Raw genomic sequence first — 16,209 nt, 5'->3', positions numbered from 1 at the left:
GCATTTGGCATCGCCCGGTGGGCCGTTAGGGAGTCATCTTTTCGTACCAGAGATCTATCCGCCATCGGGACCCTAACTCTGACGGAACGCATCCCCTATGCCCCTAACGCAGATCTAAGGCGCGGCCCTAGCGTGAACGGTCTGAAACCCGGCGTCGTCCCCGATGTCCGGTGCGGCGTTCTCCGCCTACCGTCGGCTACGACATTCGAACCGCGACGCGCCGGTTCACCGCACCCAGTCCCCGGACCGGGCGAGGATCGCAACGAGGAGACCGGCACATGGGCTCGCCCCAGACCTTGCACGATTTCGTGCTCAACCTGCTGACCAATCCGGATGCCCGGTCGGCGTTCGAGATCGATCCCGAGGGGACCCTGCGCGAGGCGGGCCTGTCCGACATCAGCGTCGCGGACGTGCAGGACGTGGTGCCGCTGGTGGTGGACTACGCGCCGGTCCAGGGCCTCACCTCACTGGTCCCGGTCGGTGACGAACTCGGACTGGGCCAGTTCCAGCTCGACCCGAGCGGCGTCATCGGTCAGTTGCAGAGCGTCGCGCAGCAGATCCCGGTGGGTACGCACACCACGGGTTCCGACATCAACGCGGCGACGCTGGGTGCCATCAGCGTCGCGCCGAGCAGTCTCGGCATGGTCGGTTCCGTCCTGCCGGGTCTCGGAATCGAAAACGACCCGCTCGCGGACCCGCTCGGCCCGACCGGTGTGGACGTCGCCGAGACCCTCGACTCGGACGTCGCGGAGCCGGTCCTCACCGTGCCGACCGACGTGGTCGGCACGACCGACGGCCTGGTCGGCGAAACGGTGGACGACAGCCCGTTGGGCGTGGTCGACTTCGCCGGCGAAACGGTGCGGGGCACCCTGGACGGGGTCACCGGGCTGGTCGACTCGCTCGGCGTGACGAACACCGTCAGCGGGGTCGGCGACACCCTGGACCTCGACCAACTCGGCTCCGCCGACGCACCCGTGCTCGGCGACCTCGACGCCACCTCGACGGTGACCGGCCTCACCGACCAGGTCGGTGACACCCTGCACGGGACCACCTCCGGTGTCCTCGGTGACAGCGGCCTGACCGGAGACGAAGACGCCTCCACCTCCGGCGGCCTTCTGGGAATCACGGACGGCCTTCTCTGAGCGCGGGAAGTCCGTGAGGCCCACCGAAGGCCGGACCGTGGTCCCACGGTCCGGCCTTCGGTCCTCTTGATAATTCCGGCGCAACCGGCACACTTGGTGCGGTGATGGCGCCCATCTGGCTTGATGTCCTCGACGAGATCGTTCGGGTCTCCGGTGCGCACGGCCGTGGTGACCTGATCCACTGGCTCCGGCGCAGGCGGGCCCAGTTGCTGGACCCGAGGCTGCGGGTGCTGGTGCTGGGCGAGCCCAAGCAGGGCAAGAGCCAGCTCGTCAACGCTCTGCTCAACGCCTCGGTATGCCCGGTGGGAGAGGGCGTCAGCACCACCATCCCGACCGTCGTGGCGCACGCCGCGGCGCCGACCGCCGCCCTGGTCTGGAGCCCGCTTCCGGCCGGTGAGGAGCCGGCCGAGCGGCGGTCGCCCGATGGCCGGTCGGCGCAGCGGCGCACTTCCCAGGAGCGCCGTCGGCATCCGGAGGAGCAGCGACGTACTCCTGAGGAACGACTCGGGACGTCCCGCCCCGCCGCCCCGGTCGCTGCGCAGGCGTCCGGCCCGGCCCGGCGGGTCACCGTGCCGATCGAGCAGGTCACCGCGCGGATCAGCGGTCGCGGCGGGGGGATCGCCGACGTCGTGGCCGGCGCGGAGGCCGCCGGTACGACAAGCGGTGGCGGGCGTACGGTCGGGATCGGCGACACCTCCGGGCGGCGTCCGGGCGGCGCCGAACACGCGGAGATCGGCATCCCCCGGGCGCTGCTCGCCTCCGGAGTGGTGCTGATCGACACGCCCGGTGCGGGCCGCACCGATCCGGGCCGCGAGGTCAGCCCGGCCGCCATCCCGAGCCACGCCGACCTGGTGCTGCTGGTCTCCGACGTGACCCGGGAACTCTCGGTCACCGAGCTGAACCTGCTGCTGCACATCGCCCAGTCGCAGGCCAACCTGGTCGTCGTGCAGAGCAAGATCGATATGGTGCCGCACTGGCGTGCGGTGGTCGAGCGCAACCGGCAGCACCTGGCCGACGCGGGTGTGCCGGCGACGCTGCTCCCGGTCTCCGCGACGCTGCGGTTGCAGGCAGCCCGGAGCAACGACAAGCAGCTCAACGCCGAGTCGCACTTCCCCGAGCTGATCAACCGGCTGAAGCGGGACCAGGCCGGCAAGTCGGAGAACCTGGCCCGAGCCGCCGTGGCACTGAGCGCCCGGACCGTCATCGAGCAACTCGCCGCGCCGCTGCGGGCCGAACTCGCCATCTCGACCGCCGTGGAGTCCTCCGGCCCGATCTCCAAACTGCACGCGGCGCAGCGGGAGGTGGACGAGCTACGCCGGTGCTCCGTGCGCTGGCAGAACACCCTCAACGACGAGATGGCGGACCTGATGTCCGACGTCGAGTACGACCTGCGCGACCGTACCCGGCAGATTCTGCGCAAGGTGGACGAGGCGTTCGACAAGGCCGATCCGCTGACCGGCTGGGACACCTTCCAGGACTGGCTGACGGAGAACCTGACCGACGCGGCGGAGGCGAACTACGCCTGGCTGGCCGAGCGCTGCGGCTGGATCGCCCAACGGGTCGCGAGCCGGTTCGACCGGTACGACTTCGACGCGCTGCCGAGCTGGTCCGTCCGGGTGCCGGAGAACCTGGCCGACCGGATCCAGGTGATGGACCAGCCCTCCGTCGAGCGGTTCACCCGGACCCAGAAGCTGGTCACCGGATTGCGCGGCTCGTACGGCGGGGTGCTGATGTTCGGCCTGGCCACCACGCTGGCCGGAATGCCGCTGATCAACCCGATCTCGTTGGGCGCCGGTGCGCTGTTCGGTGGCAAGAGCGTGCGGGACGAGGGCAAGTCACTGCTCAAGCGGCGCCAGGCGGCGGTCAAGACGGCGACCCAGCGGCACGTCGACGACTTCTTCCTCCGGCTGAGCAAGGACTGCAAGGACACCGCCCGGCAGGTGCAGCGGATGCTCCGGGACCACTTCACCGGGCTGACCGAGGAGTTGCAGGAGGGGATCGTGCGGTCGTTCCGCAGCGCCAAGCAGGCGGCGGAGGCCGACGCGGCAGAACGCGACCAGCGGCACCGGCGGATCGCTCTGGAGATGAAACGGCTGGCGGACCTGTACGAGCGGTCCCAGGCGCTGGTCGGCGTCCAGAGCGTCGCCGCCGGTGGGACGGGCCTGGAGCCGGGGCCGTGAGCCGGAGCCGGAGCCGGGTGTCCGGACTGGACGAGTCGGCCTGGGAGCTGCTGCACGAGGCGCTGGAGCTGTACCGGGACCATCCTCGGGCGGTGGAGCAGCTGGGCCGTCAGCTCGGCCGGTTCTCCGAGCCGCTGCGGATCGCCGTCGCCGGCCCGTGGCGGTCGGGCAAGTCCACCCTGCTGAACGCGATCATGGGCGAGGAGGTCGCTCCGGTCGAGGTGGCGGACGGCCGCCAGGTCTTCACCTGGTACGAGGACGGGCCGGAACCCCGGGTCACCGCGTACCCGGCCACCGGCTCGCCCCGGGACCTCGCGGTCAGCCGTGGCGGCGGCGGCATCCGGGTCGACCTGGGCGGTGGCCGGTGGGACCAGGTCGACGACATCGTGGTGCAGTGGCCTGCCCGGGCCCTGCGGCACGCCATCCTGATCGACACCCCGGCGGTGACCCCCGGGATCGACGACGCCCTGGTGGGTACGGACGACGGACGCCCCGGCGATGCCCGCTCCGGCGACCGGCGGTTGGCGCTCGGTGCCGGACCGGGTGCCGGCGCGGTTGCCGGCCTGCCCGGTGGCGGTGGTGCCGGGCTGTCCGACGGCGGCTCGGCGACGATCGAGCGGATCGTCCGGGAGGCGGACGCAGTGCTGTACCTGAGCCGGGACGGCCGGGGGGATGACCTGCGGCTGCTCCAGACGGCGTTGCCGGGCACGGTCGCCCGGGCCGCCCCGGTCAACGTGCTCCTGGTGCTGTCCCGGGTCGACGAACTCGCCGGTGGTCGGGTGGACGCGCTGCTGACCGCCCGGCAGCTCGCCCGGCGGCACCGGCGCGATCCACGGATCAACTCCCAGTGCCTGAGTGTGGTCGCGCTCGGTGGTCTCGTCGCGCTGGCGGGGCGGATGCTGAGCGAGCCGGAGTTCGCCGCGCTGGCCGTACTGGCCGGGCTCGAACGGGCGGAGACGGATCGGGTCCTGCTCTCCACCGACCGGTTCACCGCCGCCGACTTTCCGGTCCCGCTCGACGTCGAGACCCGGCGCGGACTGCTGGACCGGCTCGGCATCTTCGGCGTACGGCTGTCGACCACCCTGGTCCGAACCGGTTGCGACAGCCGGGGCCGGCTCGCCGCCGAGCTGGTCCGGCGGAGCGGGCTGACCGAACTGCGGGAGTCGATCACCCGGTACTTCGTGGACCGGGCCCCGGTGCTCAAGTCCCGGGCCGCGCTGTTGGCGCTGGAGACGCTGCTGCTGGCCGAGCCCCGGCCGGGCGCGAAGGAGCTGCTGGCCCGGCTGGAGCAGGTGCTGACCGGCGCGCACGAGTTCCGGGAACTACGACTGTCGGCCGCGCTGCTCGGCGGTCAGGTCCGGTTCGAGCCGGAACTGACCGCCGAGGCCAATCGACTGATCGGTGCGGACGGCACCAGCCTGGCGGCCCGGCTGGGGGTCGAGCACGACGCTGGGGTGGACGAGCTGTGGGCGCGTGGCTCGGCTGCGGTACGCGACTGGCAGGAGTTGGCCGAGGATCCGGTGCGCGGTCTCGACCAGCGCAGGGCGGCCCGGGTCGTGGTTCGGAGCTGCGAGGGCATGCTCGCCGAACTCTCCTGACCCACGGGTCGCGTTCCGTTCACCCGCAGCCCGTCCCGGAACGCCTAGACTAGTCGTGGGGGCGCAGCGAGCCGTCGGTGATCTCGCCGGGCCGGGCGGAGCTGAGGGCCGGCTCCGGCACGGAGAGCGGACCGCCTTCCCGGCGCGCGTTGCTGACGCCTTCGAGGATGCTCTCGAACGCCGCTTTGACCTTCCGCTCCTCCTCGAAAATGTCCGCGTCCATCTTGGACATTCCCTCGGCGACCTTGACCGCGACCTCCTGGGCCGTCGGGGCACCCAGGTCGTGCTTCTTGGGCGGCTCCGGCACGAGACCTTCGGCGATCGTCGCGGTGATGGTCAGCACCGCACCGGCGGCGACCCAGCCGGCACCGGGAACCGCCGCCAGGGCCGCGCCGGCCACGGCCACGACGATGGTGCCCCACTCGAAACTCTTCGGGTCCTTGTTGTTGTTGAGCGTCTTGACCGCCTCGATGGCCTGCTTGACGAGCTCCAGGATGCCCTTGCGGTACCGGATGTAGATGACCTTGTTGCATTCGAGCTGCTCGCGGGCGATCTTGGCGACCGCGGCCTGATTGATCGAGGCGCTCTGCAGCGGGGTGAGGAAGTTGTCGATGAAGTTGGTCTGCAGGTCACCCTGCCACTGGGCCATGTCGGTCCGGACGTCGTTGATCCGGGACAGCGCGGGGCTGGCCCCGCTGAAGCTGCCGGCGTCGTCCTGGCTGCCCTGGAACGAGCTTTCGATCGTACGCAGCGCGGCGATCATCCCGTTCGTGCCGTCAGGGTCGGGTTCCAGGTACTTCTCGAAGGCCGGTTCCACCCACTCGTAGTACTCGTTGCGGACCGTGTTCTTGTAGCCCTCGATCTCCGCCGGCGGGATCGGCGAGTGGGCGGGCTGCTCAGGGTGCGCCTGGGCCCATTCGAGGTCCACGGCCTTGCGCCAGGACTCGATGTCGTCGAGCGTCTGCCTGATCAACTCGCGCTTCAGCTCAGCGGCCTTCTCCCGGATGGTCGCCTTGTACGTGCCGCCGGCCAGATCGGCTGGGGTTTCAACTTGCGTGCTCACGGCTAACTTGCTCCTTCAACTGCCCCCGCAAAGGCGGTCAGCTCTGCGTGGTTGGTCAGCTTGCGTGGTCGGGTCGCCCGCTGGCGGGGTCAGCCCTGGTAGGGCTCGCCGGGATGGTCGTCGGCGCCTTGCCGGGGCGGGTTCGAGGCGGGGTTGTTGGGATCGTGGTTGGTCGGGTCGTGCAGGTACTGGGAGAGCGCGTCAGCACTGGCCATGTCCGCATCGACGTACGCCCGCTGTGCCCTGCGGATCGCCTCGCCCGCATTGAGGATCGTCCCACCGATCTGCCCGTACATCCGTTGCATCTCGTCCCGGAGATCACCCCAGGCCGCGGCGCCGCCGCTCGACATGATGGTGCCGCCGGGCCCGGTGGGGGTGTTGGCCCGGAACGCGCCGTCGTCGTCTCCGGTCGCGCCGCCGAGGGCGCGGCTGGCGTCGTAGTACACGTCCGCGATGCGCGGCAGGTGCACGTCGGACACCCGCCAGAGGTGGTACAGATCTCCACCGACGATTTCTGCCATCGAGGCTCCCTGGGCTGTTGCTGTTGCTGTCGGACGGGGACGGCGGCCCGGCGGGGCCGCGGTGGAACGTGCGACGCTTCCCTCAGTGGGCTCGTCGCCGTCGCGCGAACAGCCAGGCGCCGATCGCGATGACGAGGGCTCCGGCGACGGCGAACGGCCACCACGGCACCGATGATCCGTCGTCCGGACCGTCCGGACCGTCCGGCCCGTCCGGGCGGGGCGCGGTGGGGCGGAACGAATACACCCGATGGCTGGCGTTGTCGACGAGGTAGGCGGCACCCGCCGCAGCCACCGCGACCGGCCCGGCCACCGGGCCCTCGGCCGAGTCGAGCGCCGCCACGGTTTCCAGGGCGTCTCCGGTGCCGAGCCGAAGAACCGTTCGGGACTGCTGGTCGAGCAGGTAGACCTGGTCGCCCACCGCGCTGACCGCGGCGACGTTGGTCAGCGGGGACTCGGGCAGCGGCCAGGTCGCCGCCTCGGAGAGCCCCCAGCGACCGCCGTCGGGTTGATCGGGCAGGGTGACGGTGGCCAGCTTCCCACCGCTGAGCCGGTGCACGGTGAGCCCGGTGCCGATCCAGACGGCACCCCCCGCGTCGACGGAGAGGCTGCTCGGGTTCGGCAACGCCACCGTCGTGGCGGGTCCACCCGCCGCGGTGATCTGACCGTTGCCGTTGCCCGCCACCGTGCTGATCTCGCCTGCCGGCGACACCGCCCGGACGCGATGGGTGCGCAGATCTCCGATGTAGACGGTGCCGTCCGGGGCGACGGCGAGGCCGCCGAGCTGGCCGAAGGAGGCCCGGATGGCGGGACCGCCGTCACCGATCAGCCCTGGAACGCCGGTGCCGGCGAAGACCGACAGCCGGCCGTCCGGGGAGAGCCGGAAAATCCGGTACAGGCCGGGATCGGAGATGTAGAGGGTGTTGTCGGAACCGACCGCCAGGCTCTGCGGCAACAGCAGATCCACCTGGTCACCCGGGGTGCCGTCCGGCACCGCGTCGCCGGCCGTGCCGGCCCGGCCGGTGCCCGCGACCGTGGAGATGGTGCCGTCCGGGGCAACCCTCCGGACCCGGCGATTGCCACCGTCACTGATGTAGACGGTGCCGTCGCCGGCCACCGCCACCCCAGTCGGATGGTTGAGCAGGGCGGCCGAGGCCGGTCCGCCGTCTCCGGTCGCACCCGCCGTGCCGGTGCCGGCGAACACGTCGAGACCGTTCTGGTCGGCGTATGCCGGGGTGGGCGGGATCAGCGTGGCGCTGATGGTGAGCGCGGTGAGTAACGCGGACAGGCGATGTGTCGGAAGCACGGGTCTTTGTCTACCACAGGCACGCCACGAGCTAGATCGTCTTTGCGTGCCGCATTAAGGTTGGCCTGCGACAACCCTCGATTCCAGAATGGGAACGACATGGCATCGATCGGCGAGCACCTCGACAACATGGTTGTCACGGTGGCCTCCCCCGACCAGCGCATTCAGGCCCGGGTCTCCAACTACCACGACATAGAGATCACGTTCGCGCCGGGCGCCTTCGACCGGTACGACGAGGAACACCTCAGTCACCAGCTCGGCCGGCTGGGGGTGACGACCTGGGTCGCCTACCACCGGGCGCGGTCTGAGGCGTACCGGCTGTCGCAGGGGCTCAGCTCCGACGAACTCGCCGCCGCCGAGCGGCCGACCGATGATCCGCACCGGCGACGGTACGAGGAGGAGCTCAACAACATCGAGGGCGAAGGCGTCTCGCCCGGCGGTGCGGTACGGATTCGTACCTGGGGCCTGATGCAGTGGAACGTCGACGTCCAGCCCGGAAGCATCCAGCGGCTCGGCGAGGCGGCCTTTCTCGGTGAGCTGCATTCCGCGATGAAGTCGCTGCTCAGCGACCGGGAGATGAAGATCATCACTCTCAAGTCGGAGTACTTCGACATCGGCATTCCGCGACAGTGGCGGGACCTGATGACCGAGTTGCGGGCCCGCAACCGGCACCGCCGCTGAGTATCGCGTCGGCCCGGCCCGTCCCGCCGCAGGGAAGGACGGCGGGACAGGCCACCTGTGAATCAGGTTTCGTCGGTCGCGTCGTACTCGGCGGGAACCTTGTACGCGCCGGCCCGGCGGGCGCTGGCGGTGACCGTCGGATCCGGCGGGCGCCGGAGGTGGTGCTCGGTGACGGCCTGGTACGCGGCGACGACCGCGAGCAGGCGCTCCTCGCCGAACGGCGGTGCGCCGAGCGTGGTGCCCCGGGGCACGGTCAGCCCGGTCGTACCGTCCACCCCGGTCCCGTACGGGAATGCGATCAGCGGCAGGCCGATCCCGTCGAAGACGGTGCCGGTGAGGAACACGTCGCACTTGTCGAAGATGCCGGTGAGCACCAGGTGGAGGAACTGGTAGCGGGCCTGGAGCATCTTCATGTAGTTGTCGGAGCTGCGGAACATCCCGTTGAGGAAGCCGGGCAGCCGGTCGGCGAAGAGGCTGACGTCCCGGCGCAACTGTGGCAGGAACATGTTGGTCGCCTCGCCGGCGGTGCTGGAGAGTCCGGAGAGCAGCTCCCAGTCGGCCGGGTAGGGGACCTCGCTGACCCGGCAGCCGACCGAGGTGAGGATCTGCAACAGCTGTTGCCGCAGCGCCAGCGTCTCCGGGTTCGACCCGTCGAGGAAGTCCGGCGGGTAGCCGACGGTGGTCGCCCAGCGGACCCTCGGCCGCCCCCTGTACCGGTGGACGGTGGCCGCCTTGACCAGGTTCGGCACCGGCGGCATGCCGAGGGTACGCGGATCGTTGCGGTCCGGTCCGGCGAAGGACTGCAACATGATGGCGGCGTCCATCGCGTCCCGGGCCAGTGGACCGGGATGGTCCCGGGTGAAGGTCAGCGGGATGATGCCGTACAGCGAGGCCCGGCCGAAGGTCGGCTTCAGGCCGGTGAGGTTCTGTGCGGTCGACGGGCTGGTGATCGAGCCACCGGTCTGGGTGCCGGTGCCGGAGGTGGCGAGCCGACCGGCGACGGCGGTGGCGGTGCCGCCGCTGGAACCGCTCGGGCTGTACCGGATGTCGTCCGGAGTCCAGGCGTTCACCGTGGTCGCGGTGCCGTCGGGGAGCCGGGCCCGGCCGGAGGCGAGTGGGCCCATGGCCGCCTTGCCCATCATGATCGCGCCGGCCGCCTTCAGTCGGGCGTGCACGGTCGAGTCGTACTCGGGGACGAAATCGGCGTAGACCGGGGACATTCCGGTGGTCGGGATGTCCTTGGTGTAGAAGTTGTCCTTCTCCGCCGTGACGATGCCGGCCAGCGGCGTCGACCTCGACGTGATCCTCACCCGACGGGCCGCCGCGAGCAGTTCCGCGTTGCCGGGCCGCCACAGGTACGCCTGGTAGACGCTGTCGTACCGGTCGAGCCGGTCCAGATAGGACTCCATCAGCTCGACCGGGTCGAGCAGCCGGCGCCGGAACGCGGCGGCGGCTTCGCTGATGGTCAGCTCGGTCGGGTCGAGCAGCGCGGCCCGACGGATCGTCGGTGCGTACGCCGTCTCCCAGACACTGCCGGTGGACCCGCCGCCGCCGTGCGCGAGCACGGGCGCGGCGAGCGCCCCGGCACCGAATACGCCGCCGGCTCCCGCCGCCGCCCACACCCCGGCCATCCGGGACAGGAACCAGCGTCGGTCGACGGTCAGATCCTGGGGTACGGCCTCGGCGTCGTCGCCGGCCGTGCTGGACGTGATCGGAGTCGTGGGTGTGATCGGAGTCGTCGTCACGGCTGGTACGCCCCCGTCCAGATCGACATCGGTGCGGGGTAGAGGACTGCGGCGTGCGCCTGCTGGTCGGGGACGTAGTCGGCGTAGCTGACTTCCTGTCGGATGGTGCTCCGGGCGTTGGACATCACCCGGGCCTGGTCCATCGGTGCGCTCGGATCGTTCTCCGGCAGAGTGGACAGGTCGATGCCGATGAGGGCGAACCGGGTCCTGATGTAGACGTCCAGTTCCGCGTCGGTGGGGGGCGGTGGAATCGCCATGCCATTCCTCTCTCGCTCAGGAACAGTGCGAGGAGTCAAGGCGGCGATTGTTTCGGCGCCGCGCGTCACCGGTTGCGCGGCGGTCACCAACTGTTTCGGGCCGGGGACGCGGGTGGGATGCGGCAGTCAGGGATCCGGCGGTATCCAACCGAGAAACCGCACCGCCAGCTCGGCCGGGTCGATCCGTGGCTGGTCCGCCCTGGCGACCATGAGCCGGCCGGACAGGAAGTCACGCAGCCCCTGTGGATCGCCCCGGTAGCAGACCAGCAACGCCAGCCGCGCGGGTTGACACGGCCACGGTGCCCCGCACTCGCGGCACAGGAACAGCGGCCTCGTGTGCGTGTGCGCGCGGAACCTCTCGAATGGCCGGCGCACCACGAGCCGGCCGGTCTGGATCGGCCGGGCACGATGCGGCTCAGCCCCGGACGCGCTTGGCATGCCGTGCCCGGTCAGCCTGCGCGGGAGTCAGTCGCCCCGCCCTGCCCGCTAGATGGCCAGCGGTGCGCTGGTTCGTCGCCCGCCTCTGGGCCGGCGGGGGCGGGGCGTGAAGGGTCACGATTGCGGGTGCCGGTGCGCGGACGACCGCCCGGTAGGTCGCGCGGTCGAGCGGGGGCACCGTGGGCTCGTACGGCCTCGGAACCAACTGGACCGAGTCGGGGCAGCGCCAGCGATACCCGCAGCGGCAGCGCAGCCAGAGGCGGCGCCAGTCCCGGCGGTGGCGTGGTCGGATGCGGTGTTGCCGTTTCATTTCTTCCTCCCGTCACCGAAATGGAACGGGGGCGGTGCCAAGATCCGACCAAGGACCTGGCACCACCCCCGCCGCAACACCCACCCGTCCTTCAGATGCCTTGCCGTGGCTGGATCCGAGCGGATGTGCTGGAGCGATCGTGCACTCCGTGATGGAACAATCACACCGCGCTCCGCTATGGTTTCCTTACGTTCGGTACGTCCTGTGGGGAGTTGGAATGAACCACGCCCTTCAAGTCGCGATGGTCGAGGCGGGCGAGACCGCCGAATCACTCGCGGGCCAGATAGGCGTAGATCCGAAGACGGCGGCCCGATGGGTAACCCCTGGACGGATTCCACAGACGCGACATCGTGCCCAGGTCGCGGCGGCCGTCGGACGGGACGTAGCAGACCTCTGGCCGGACGTACTGCGGCGCCGCGAGCCGATATGGCTGCGCGAGTGGATCGAATTCGAACGCGAGGCGCGGTTGCTCCGGTGGTTCGAGCCGGCGTTGGTGCCCGGACTGCTTCAGACCGAGGCGTACGCGAGGGCCGTCCTCGGCTGGGGTGGACTGTTCAACGCCGACGAGGTGGAGCAGCGTACGAGGTCACGAATGGAGCGGCAGGCGATCCTGTCCGGAGCGAAGCCGCCCCAGTTCTTCGCCATGGTTGACGAGGCCGTTCTTCGACGTTGTGTCGGCGGGCCGGCGGTCATGGTCGAACAGTGCGCACACCTCGTCCGGCTCGCCGAGCGGCCCCACGTGCACATTCAGTCGGTGCCGGCCAGCGCCGGGGGCCATGTTGGGCTCGCCGGAGCATTCATCCTGGCGAAGGGGCCGAACGGGGAGGCCGCGCACCTCGACGATCGGCTCCGCGCGCACGTGGTTACTCAGCAGGAAGACATTGATAACCTGGGGGAGGCTTGGGAAGCCATCCGGGCCGTAGCCCTGCCCACGGAACAGACCCTCAGCCTGATCAAGGAAGTGGCAGCGACATGGCAGACCTGACCGGCGCCATCTGGCGGAAGTCGACCCGGAGCAGCAACGGTGGGTCCACCTGCGTGGAGGTGGCGAAGAACGTTCCTGGCGTTGTCGGCGTGCGGGACAGCAAGGATCGGCGGGGGCCGGTGTTGACGTTCGGTCCGTCGGCGTGGCGCACGTTCGTTGCCGAGGTAGCGCACCGCTCGTAGCCGGTGGCCTCGGTCGTCGATGGCGCGGCGGCGTGATGTGATGGTGCGGTGAGCCGCGCTGCCGAGGAGACCAACCGCCGCATGCTCCGGGCCAGGGATGCCATGGACCGGGCGTACGCGCAGCCGTTGGACGTCCCGGCCCTGGCCCGGATCGCCCATGTGTCGGAGGCGCACTTCACACGTACCTTCCGGGCCACGTTCGGCGAGACGCCGCACCGTTATCTCCAGCGCCGCCGGGTCGAGCGGGCGATGTTCCTGCTGCGGGAGACGGACCGGAGTGTGACTGATATCTGCCTCGAAGTCGGTTTCGGTAGCTTGGGAACCTTCAGCCGTACGTTCAGCGACATCGTCGGCCGGTCGCCGAGGACGTACCGCAAGGAGGCGGTGGCCACGGACGTGCCGACGTGCTTCACGATGGCTTGGCTACGGCCGAGCGCCTGACCTGCTCGTCCGTCCGGCAACTGAGCAGTTTCGGATAAGTTTTCGGCCGGCTTGCTCGTTAGCGTTGTGAACATGTTCAACGCCATCACGCACTCACAGATATACGTCCTCGACCAGGACGAGGCCCTCGACTTCTACGTGGGCAAGCTTGGTCTGGAAGTCAACGCCGACGTCGACATGGGCTTTATGCGCTGGCTGACCGTCAACGTCCCCGGTCACCCCGACCGTCAGATTCTGCTGGAGAAGCCGGGCCCGCCGGCGATGTCCGAGGAGACGGCGCAGCAGGTCCGCGAGCTGGTGACCAAGGGTGCGACGGGCGGCCACCTCATCTTCAGCACCGACGACTGCCGCAAGACGTACGAGACGCTCCTGGGCCTGGGTGTCGAGTTCACCGAGGAGCCCACCGAGCGCCCGTACGGCATCGACTGCGGCCTTCGTGACCCATTCGGCAACAGCATCCGTTTCACCCAGCCGAAGGCTTAATGAAAGGCCCTGCCTCGCCCTGATCCGGGTCGACTATCACCCGGGTCAGGGCGGGCAGATACGACCTCGGTGCCGGTTACATCCGGTTCGGGGCGGCGATGCCGAGCAGGTACAGGCCCTGCCGGAGCACCCGGGCGGTGAGGTCGCAGAGGGCCAGCCGGTTGTCCCGGACCTGCGGGTCGGCGCGCAGCACCGGGCAGTGCTCGAAGAAGCCGTTGAAGGCGACCGCGACCGCGTGCAGGTGTCCGGCCAGCCGGTGGAACTCCAGGTTCTGCTCCACGGTGCCGATGACCGCGCCGAAGTCGAGCAGTTCGAGGGCGAGGGCCCGCTCGGCCGGCTCGGTGACCGAGATCGGGCCGCCGCCGGGTGCTGCACCGCCGCTCGAACCGCCGCCGGTTGGCGTTCCGGCCGCGCGCCGGAAGATGGACTGGATCCGGGCGTGCGCGTACTGGAGGTACGGGGCGGTGTTGCCGTTGAGGGCCAGCATCCGGTCCCAGTCGAACACGTAGTCCCGGGTCCGGTCGTTGGAGAGGTCGGCGTACTTGACCGCGCCGATTCCGACGGCCCGGGCCACCTCGGCGACCGTCGCCGGATCCAGGTCGGGGTTCTTCTGCCGGGCGAGGTCGCCGGCCCGAGCCACCGCCTCGTCGAGCAGGTTGACGAGTTTGACGGAGTCGCCGGCCCGGCTGGCCAGCATCTTGCCGTTCGGCCCGAGCACCGAGCCGAAGCCGACGAACTCGGCGCGGGCCGGAGGCCGTAGCCAGCCGGCCTGCCGGGCTACCGCGTACACCATCTCGAAGTGCTGCCGCTGGGGCAGGCCGACGACGTAGAGCAGCCGGGTGACGCCGAGGTCTTGGAGCCGGTACCGGATCGCGGCCAGGTCGGTGGCGGGATAGCCGTACCCGCCGTCGCGCTTGCGGACGATCAGCGGTAGTGGCTCGCCGTCCCTGCCGACGAACCCGGCCGGGAAGACGCAGGCGGCGTCGCCGCTGTCGGTGACCAGGCCGAGCCGGTCGAGTTCGTCGGTGACCGGGCCCAGCATCTTGTTGTAGTGGCTCTCGCCGACGAAGTCCTGTTTCGTCAGCAGGACGCCGAGCCGGTCGTAGACGGCCAGGAAGTACGACTCCGACTCGGCGACGAGCAGCCGCCACAGCCGCAGCGTCTCCTCGTCGCCGCTCTGTAGGGCGACCACGCGTTGCCGGGCCCGCTGCCGGAACGCCTCGTCGGCGGTGAACTTGACCCGGGCGGCCTTGTAGAACGAGTCGAGGTCGCCGATCGACAGTTCGTGGGCCGCCGAGGACTCGCCCAGGTCGAGCAGGTGCTCGATCAGCAAGCCGAACGGCGTACCCCAGTCGCCCAGGTGGTTCGCCTTGATCACCCGGTGCCCGAGCCAGTCCAGCAGCCGTACGGTCGCGTCGCCGATGATGCTCGACCGCAGGTGGCCGACGTGCATCTCCTTGGCGACGTTCGGTCCGGAGTAGTCCACCAGCACGGTCTCCGGAGCATCGGCCGGGGCGGCGCCGAGCCGGGAGTCGGCGGCCATCCCGGAGAGCAGTGAGCCGAGCAGGTCGTCGGCCACCGTCAGGTTGACGAACCCGGGGCCGGAGACCTGTGCCGCCGAACAGAGGTCGGTCAGCACGGCCCGGTCGAGGACCTCGGCGGTGATCTCCCGGGGTGGCCGGCCGAGCCGGCGGGCCAGGGCCAGCGCGCCCTCGGCCTGGAAGTCCGCGTGCCGTGACCGCCGGACCACCGGGTCCACCGGCTCGCCGGCCACGGCCGCGAACGCCTCCGCCAACTGCTCGGTCAGCAGGTTCTTCAGATTCATGGCGGTACGCCGATCTCGCTCCGACCCGGGCCGGTGGCCGGGTCACGTACGGAAAGGGGGGAGCGAATCGATCGGCGGACGGTCGCGGCGGCGGATCGATCCGCCGGTCGCAACGGGATGGTCAGCGCAGGCGGTCACGGAGGGCTCGGCGAGGAGCCACGGATCGCCGTCGGGAACTGGCCATGGAGCGCAGGCTACCGGGGCCGGTGATCCCGGCGCCTGCGAATTCCGATTCCGGGTCGGGCGGCGCATCGCCGGCTCGGCCGGGATCAGGAGACCTTGTTCGGTAGCGGCACGTCGCGGACGACCGTCCAGGCCAGCGCGAGGCCGATCAGGAAGGCCAGCAGGCCGGCACCGATCGCCAACCCGAGTGGCTGTGGCGTGTCCGGGTTCAACACCCGGTCGACGAGCGGCAGGTCCAGTTCGGTGCCGATCGCGCTCTGCGTGAGTACGACCAGGCCGACGCCCACCGGAATCGTGAGCAGCCCGCCGGCGCCCCAGCGGTAGAAGCCGGCGCCGATCAGGGTGCCGGCGGCCATCCAGGTCAGTAGTTCGAGCAGGTACTCCAGCAGGACGAGGTGCAGTTGGGTGGGCTCGGTGAACAGGTGCGAGCGGTCCAGCACCTGCTCCCAGCCGACCAGGTGATAGATCCCCCGCTCGGCCAGGTAGCCGAGCACGATCATGGCGGCCACGGCCGGCGCCATCAGGCCGAGCGTGATCCCCGCGTGTACGGCGAACCGGCGGCGGGTCTGCCCGTGCGCGACATACATCGGCAGGAACGTGGTGATCAGTCCCACCCCGACGAACAGCGCGTACCAGCGGGGCGCCAGGCTGGCCTTCTCCCAGGCGCTCTCGGTGACCTGGCCGAAGATCGCGACGCCCACCACGATCAGTGTGACGATCGTGGCGAGGACGGCCCAGGCCCACAGCGCGACGTACAGGTTGGCGGCCAGGAGGCGGCTCGGAAATCTCATCAGGAGCCGCCCGAGAAACCCCTGGCTTCAGCCATGGGGAGGAAAGGGCGGTCACGCGTGTTGATCTTCGGCATGGTGTCG

Annotated in this window: 16 protein-coding genes; 8 read left to right on the top strand and 8 right to left on the bottom strand. The window is 70.2% G+C overall.

Annotated elements, in window-relative coordinates:
- Positions 1 to 278: 278 nt before the first annotated feature.
- The 3 genes from ACFP2T_RS00420 (at position 279) to ACFP2T_RS00410 (ending at position 4,920) form a co-directional block, all read left to right on the top strand.
- On the top strand, positions 279 to 1,142 hold the full coding sequence (locus tag ACFP2T_RS00420; RefSeq protein ID WP_377416045.1) for an IniB N-terminal domain-containing protein: 864 nt from the start codon (positions 279 to 281) through the stop codon (positions 1,140 to 1,142).
- 104 nt (positions 1,143 to 1,246) lie between these two features.
- Complete coding sequence (locus ACFP2T_RS00415) at positions 1,247 to 3,322, top strand: dynamin family protein (protein ID WP_377417794.1); 2,076 nt, start codon at positions 1,247 to 1,249, stop codon at positions 3,320 to 3,322.
- Positions 3,319 to 4,920 (top strand): GTPase family protein, encoded by a 1,602-nt coding sequence (locus ACFP2T_RS00410; RefSeq protein WP_377416043.1) that lies wholly within the window; start codon positions 3,319 to 3,321, stop codon positions 4,918 to 4,920. The genes ACFP2T_RS00415 and ACFP2T_RS00410 overlap by 4 nt, the downstream gene beginning before the upstream one ends.
- A 49-nt stretch (positions 4,921 to 4,969) precedes the next feature.
- On the opposite strand, the gene ACFP2T_RS00405 is transcribed toward ACFP2T_RS00410, so the two are convergent.
- The 3 genes from ACFP2T_RS00405 to ACFP2T_RS00395 form a co-directional block, all read right to left on the bottom strand.
- Positions 4,970 to 5,983: a hypothetical protein gene (locus ACFP2T_RS00405; protein WP_377416041.1), complete on the bottom strand. Its 1,014-nt coding sequence runs from the start codon at positions 5,981 to 5,983 to the stop codon at positions 4,970 to 4,972.
- An 89-nt stretch (positions 5,984 to 6,072) separates the two neighbouring features.
- Positions 6,073 to 6,504 carry a hypothetical protein gene (locus tag ACFP2T_RS00400; protein ID WP_377416039.1) on the bottom strand — a complete coding sequence of 144 codons (432 nt, stop codon included), beginning with the start codon at positions 6,502 to 6,504 and terminating at the stop codon, positions 6,073 to 6,075.
- A gap of 82 nt (positions 6,505 to 6,586) precedes the next feature.
- Positions 6,587 to 7,807, bottom strand: coding sequence for an NHL domain-containing protein (locus ACFP2T_RS00395; protein ID WP_377416037.1), 1,221 nt, complete (start codon positions 7,805 to 7,807; stop codon positions 6,587 to 6,589).
- A 99-nt stretch (positions 7,808 to 7,906) separates the two neighbouring features.
- Here ACFP2T_RS00395 and ACFP2T_RS00390 point away from each other — a divergent pair, with 99 nt between their 5' ends.
- A complete protein-coding gene (locus tag ACFP2T_RS00390) occupies positions 7,907 to 8,488 on the top strand; it encodes a hypothetical protein (protein WP_377416035.1) in 582 nt (193 codons plus the stop codon).
- A 62-nt stretch (positions 8,489 to 8,550) separates the two neighbouring features.
- On the opposite strand, the gene ACFP2T_RS00385 is transcribed toward ACFP2T_RS00390, so the two are convergent.
- From ACFP2T_RS00385 to ACFP2T_RS00375, 3 genes are all read right to left on the bottom strand, one after another.
- Entirely contained in the window at positions 8,551 to 10,233 is a 1,683-nt protein-coding gene (locus ACFP2T_RS00385) for an amidase (RefSeq protein ID WP_377416033.1), read from the bottom strand.
- Complete coding sequence (locus ACFP2T_RS00380; protein WP_377416031.1) at positions 10,230 to 10,490, bottom strand: hypothetical protein; 261 nt, start codon at positions 10,488 to 10,490, stop codon at positions 10,230 to 10,232. Before ACFP2T_RS00380 ends, ACFP2T_RS00385 begins: the two co-directional genes overlap by 4 nt.
- Before the next feature lie 126 nt (positions 10,491 to 10,616).
- On the bottom strand, positions 10,617 to 10,928 hold the full coding sequence (locus tag ACFP2T_RS00375; RefSeq protein WP_377416029.1) for a hypothetical protein: 312 nt from the start codon (positions 10,926 to 10,928) through the stop codon (positions 10,617 to 10,619).
- A 527-nt stretch (positions 10,929 to 11,455) separates the two neighbouring features.
- Between ACFP2T_RS00375 and ACFP2T_RS00370 the strand changes: the two genes are divergently transcribed.
- The 4 genes from ACFP2T_RS00370 (at position 11,456) to ACFP2T_RS00355 (ending at position 13,329) form a co-directional block, all read left to right on the top strand.
- Positions 11,456 to 12,223, top strand: coding sequence for a DUF5753 domain-containing protein (locus tag ACFP2T_RS00370; protein ID WP_377416027.1), 768 nt, complete (start codon positions 11,456 to 11,458; stop codon positions 12,221 to 12,223).
- On the top strand, positions 12,211 to 12,405 hold the full coding sequence (locus tag ACFP2T_RS00365) for a DUF397 domain-containing protein (RefSeq protein WP_377416025.1): 195 nt from the start codon (positions 12,211 to 12,213) through the stop codon (positions 12,403 to 12,405). The genes ACFP2T_RS00370 and ACFP2T_RS00365 overlap by 13 nt, the downstream gene beginning before the upstream one ends.
- Before the next feature lie 48 nt (positions 12,406 to 12,453).
- Entirely contained in the window at positions 12,454 to 12,846 is a 393-nt protein-coding gene (locus ACFP2T_RS00360; protein WP_377416023.1) for a helix-turn-helix domain-containing protein, read from the top strand.
- A gap of 72 nt (positions 12,847 to 12,918) precedes the next feature.
- A complete protein-coding gene (locus tag ACFP2T_RS00355) occupies positions 12,919 to 13,329 on the top strand; it encodes a VOC family protein (protein WP_377416021.1) in 411 nt (136 codons plus the stop codon).
- Between the two features lie 76 nt (positions 13,330 to 13,405).
- Here the strand turns inward: ACFP2T_RS00355 and argS are convergent, their stop codons facing one another.
- Together argS and ACFP2T_RS00345 are read right to left on the bottom strand one after the other, a co-directional pair.
- Positions 13,406 to 15,154, bottom strand: a complete 1,749-nt coding sequence (gene argS / locus ACFP2T_RS00350; RefSeq protein WP_377416019.1) for an arginine--tRNA ligase — start codon at positions 15,152 to 15,154, stop codon at positions 13,406 to 13,408.
- A gap of 269 nt (positions 15,155 to 15,423) precedes the next feature.
- Positions 15,424 to 16,128, bottom strand: a complete 705-nt coding sequence (locus ACFP2T_RS00345) for a hypothetical protein (protein WP_377416016.1) — start codon at positions 16,126 to 16,128, stop codon at positions 15,424 to 15,426.
- Positions 16,129 to 16,209: the final 81 nt, after the last annotated feature.

The organism is Plantactinospora solaniradicis, assembly GCF_042658085.1.
Lineage (GTDB): Bacteria > Actinomycetota > Actinomycetes > Mycobacteriales > Micromonosporaceae > Plantactinospora > Plantactinospora solaniradicis.
This window is presented reverse-complemented; position numbering and strand designations above follow the sequence as displayed.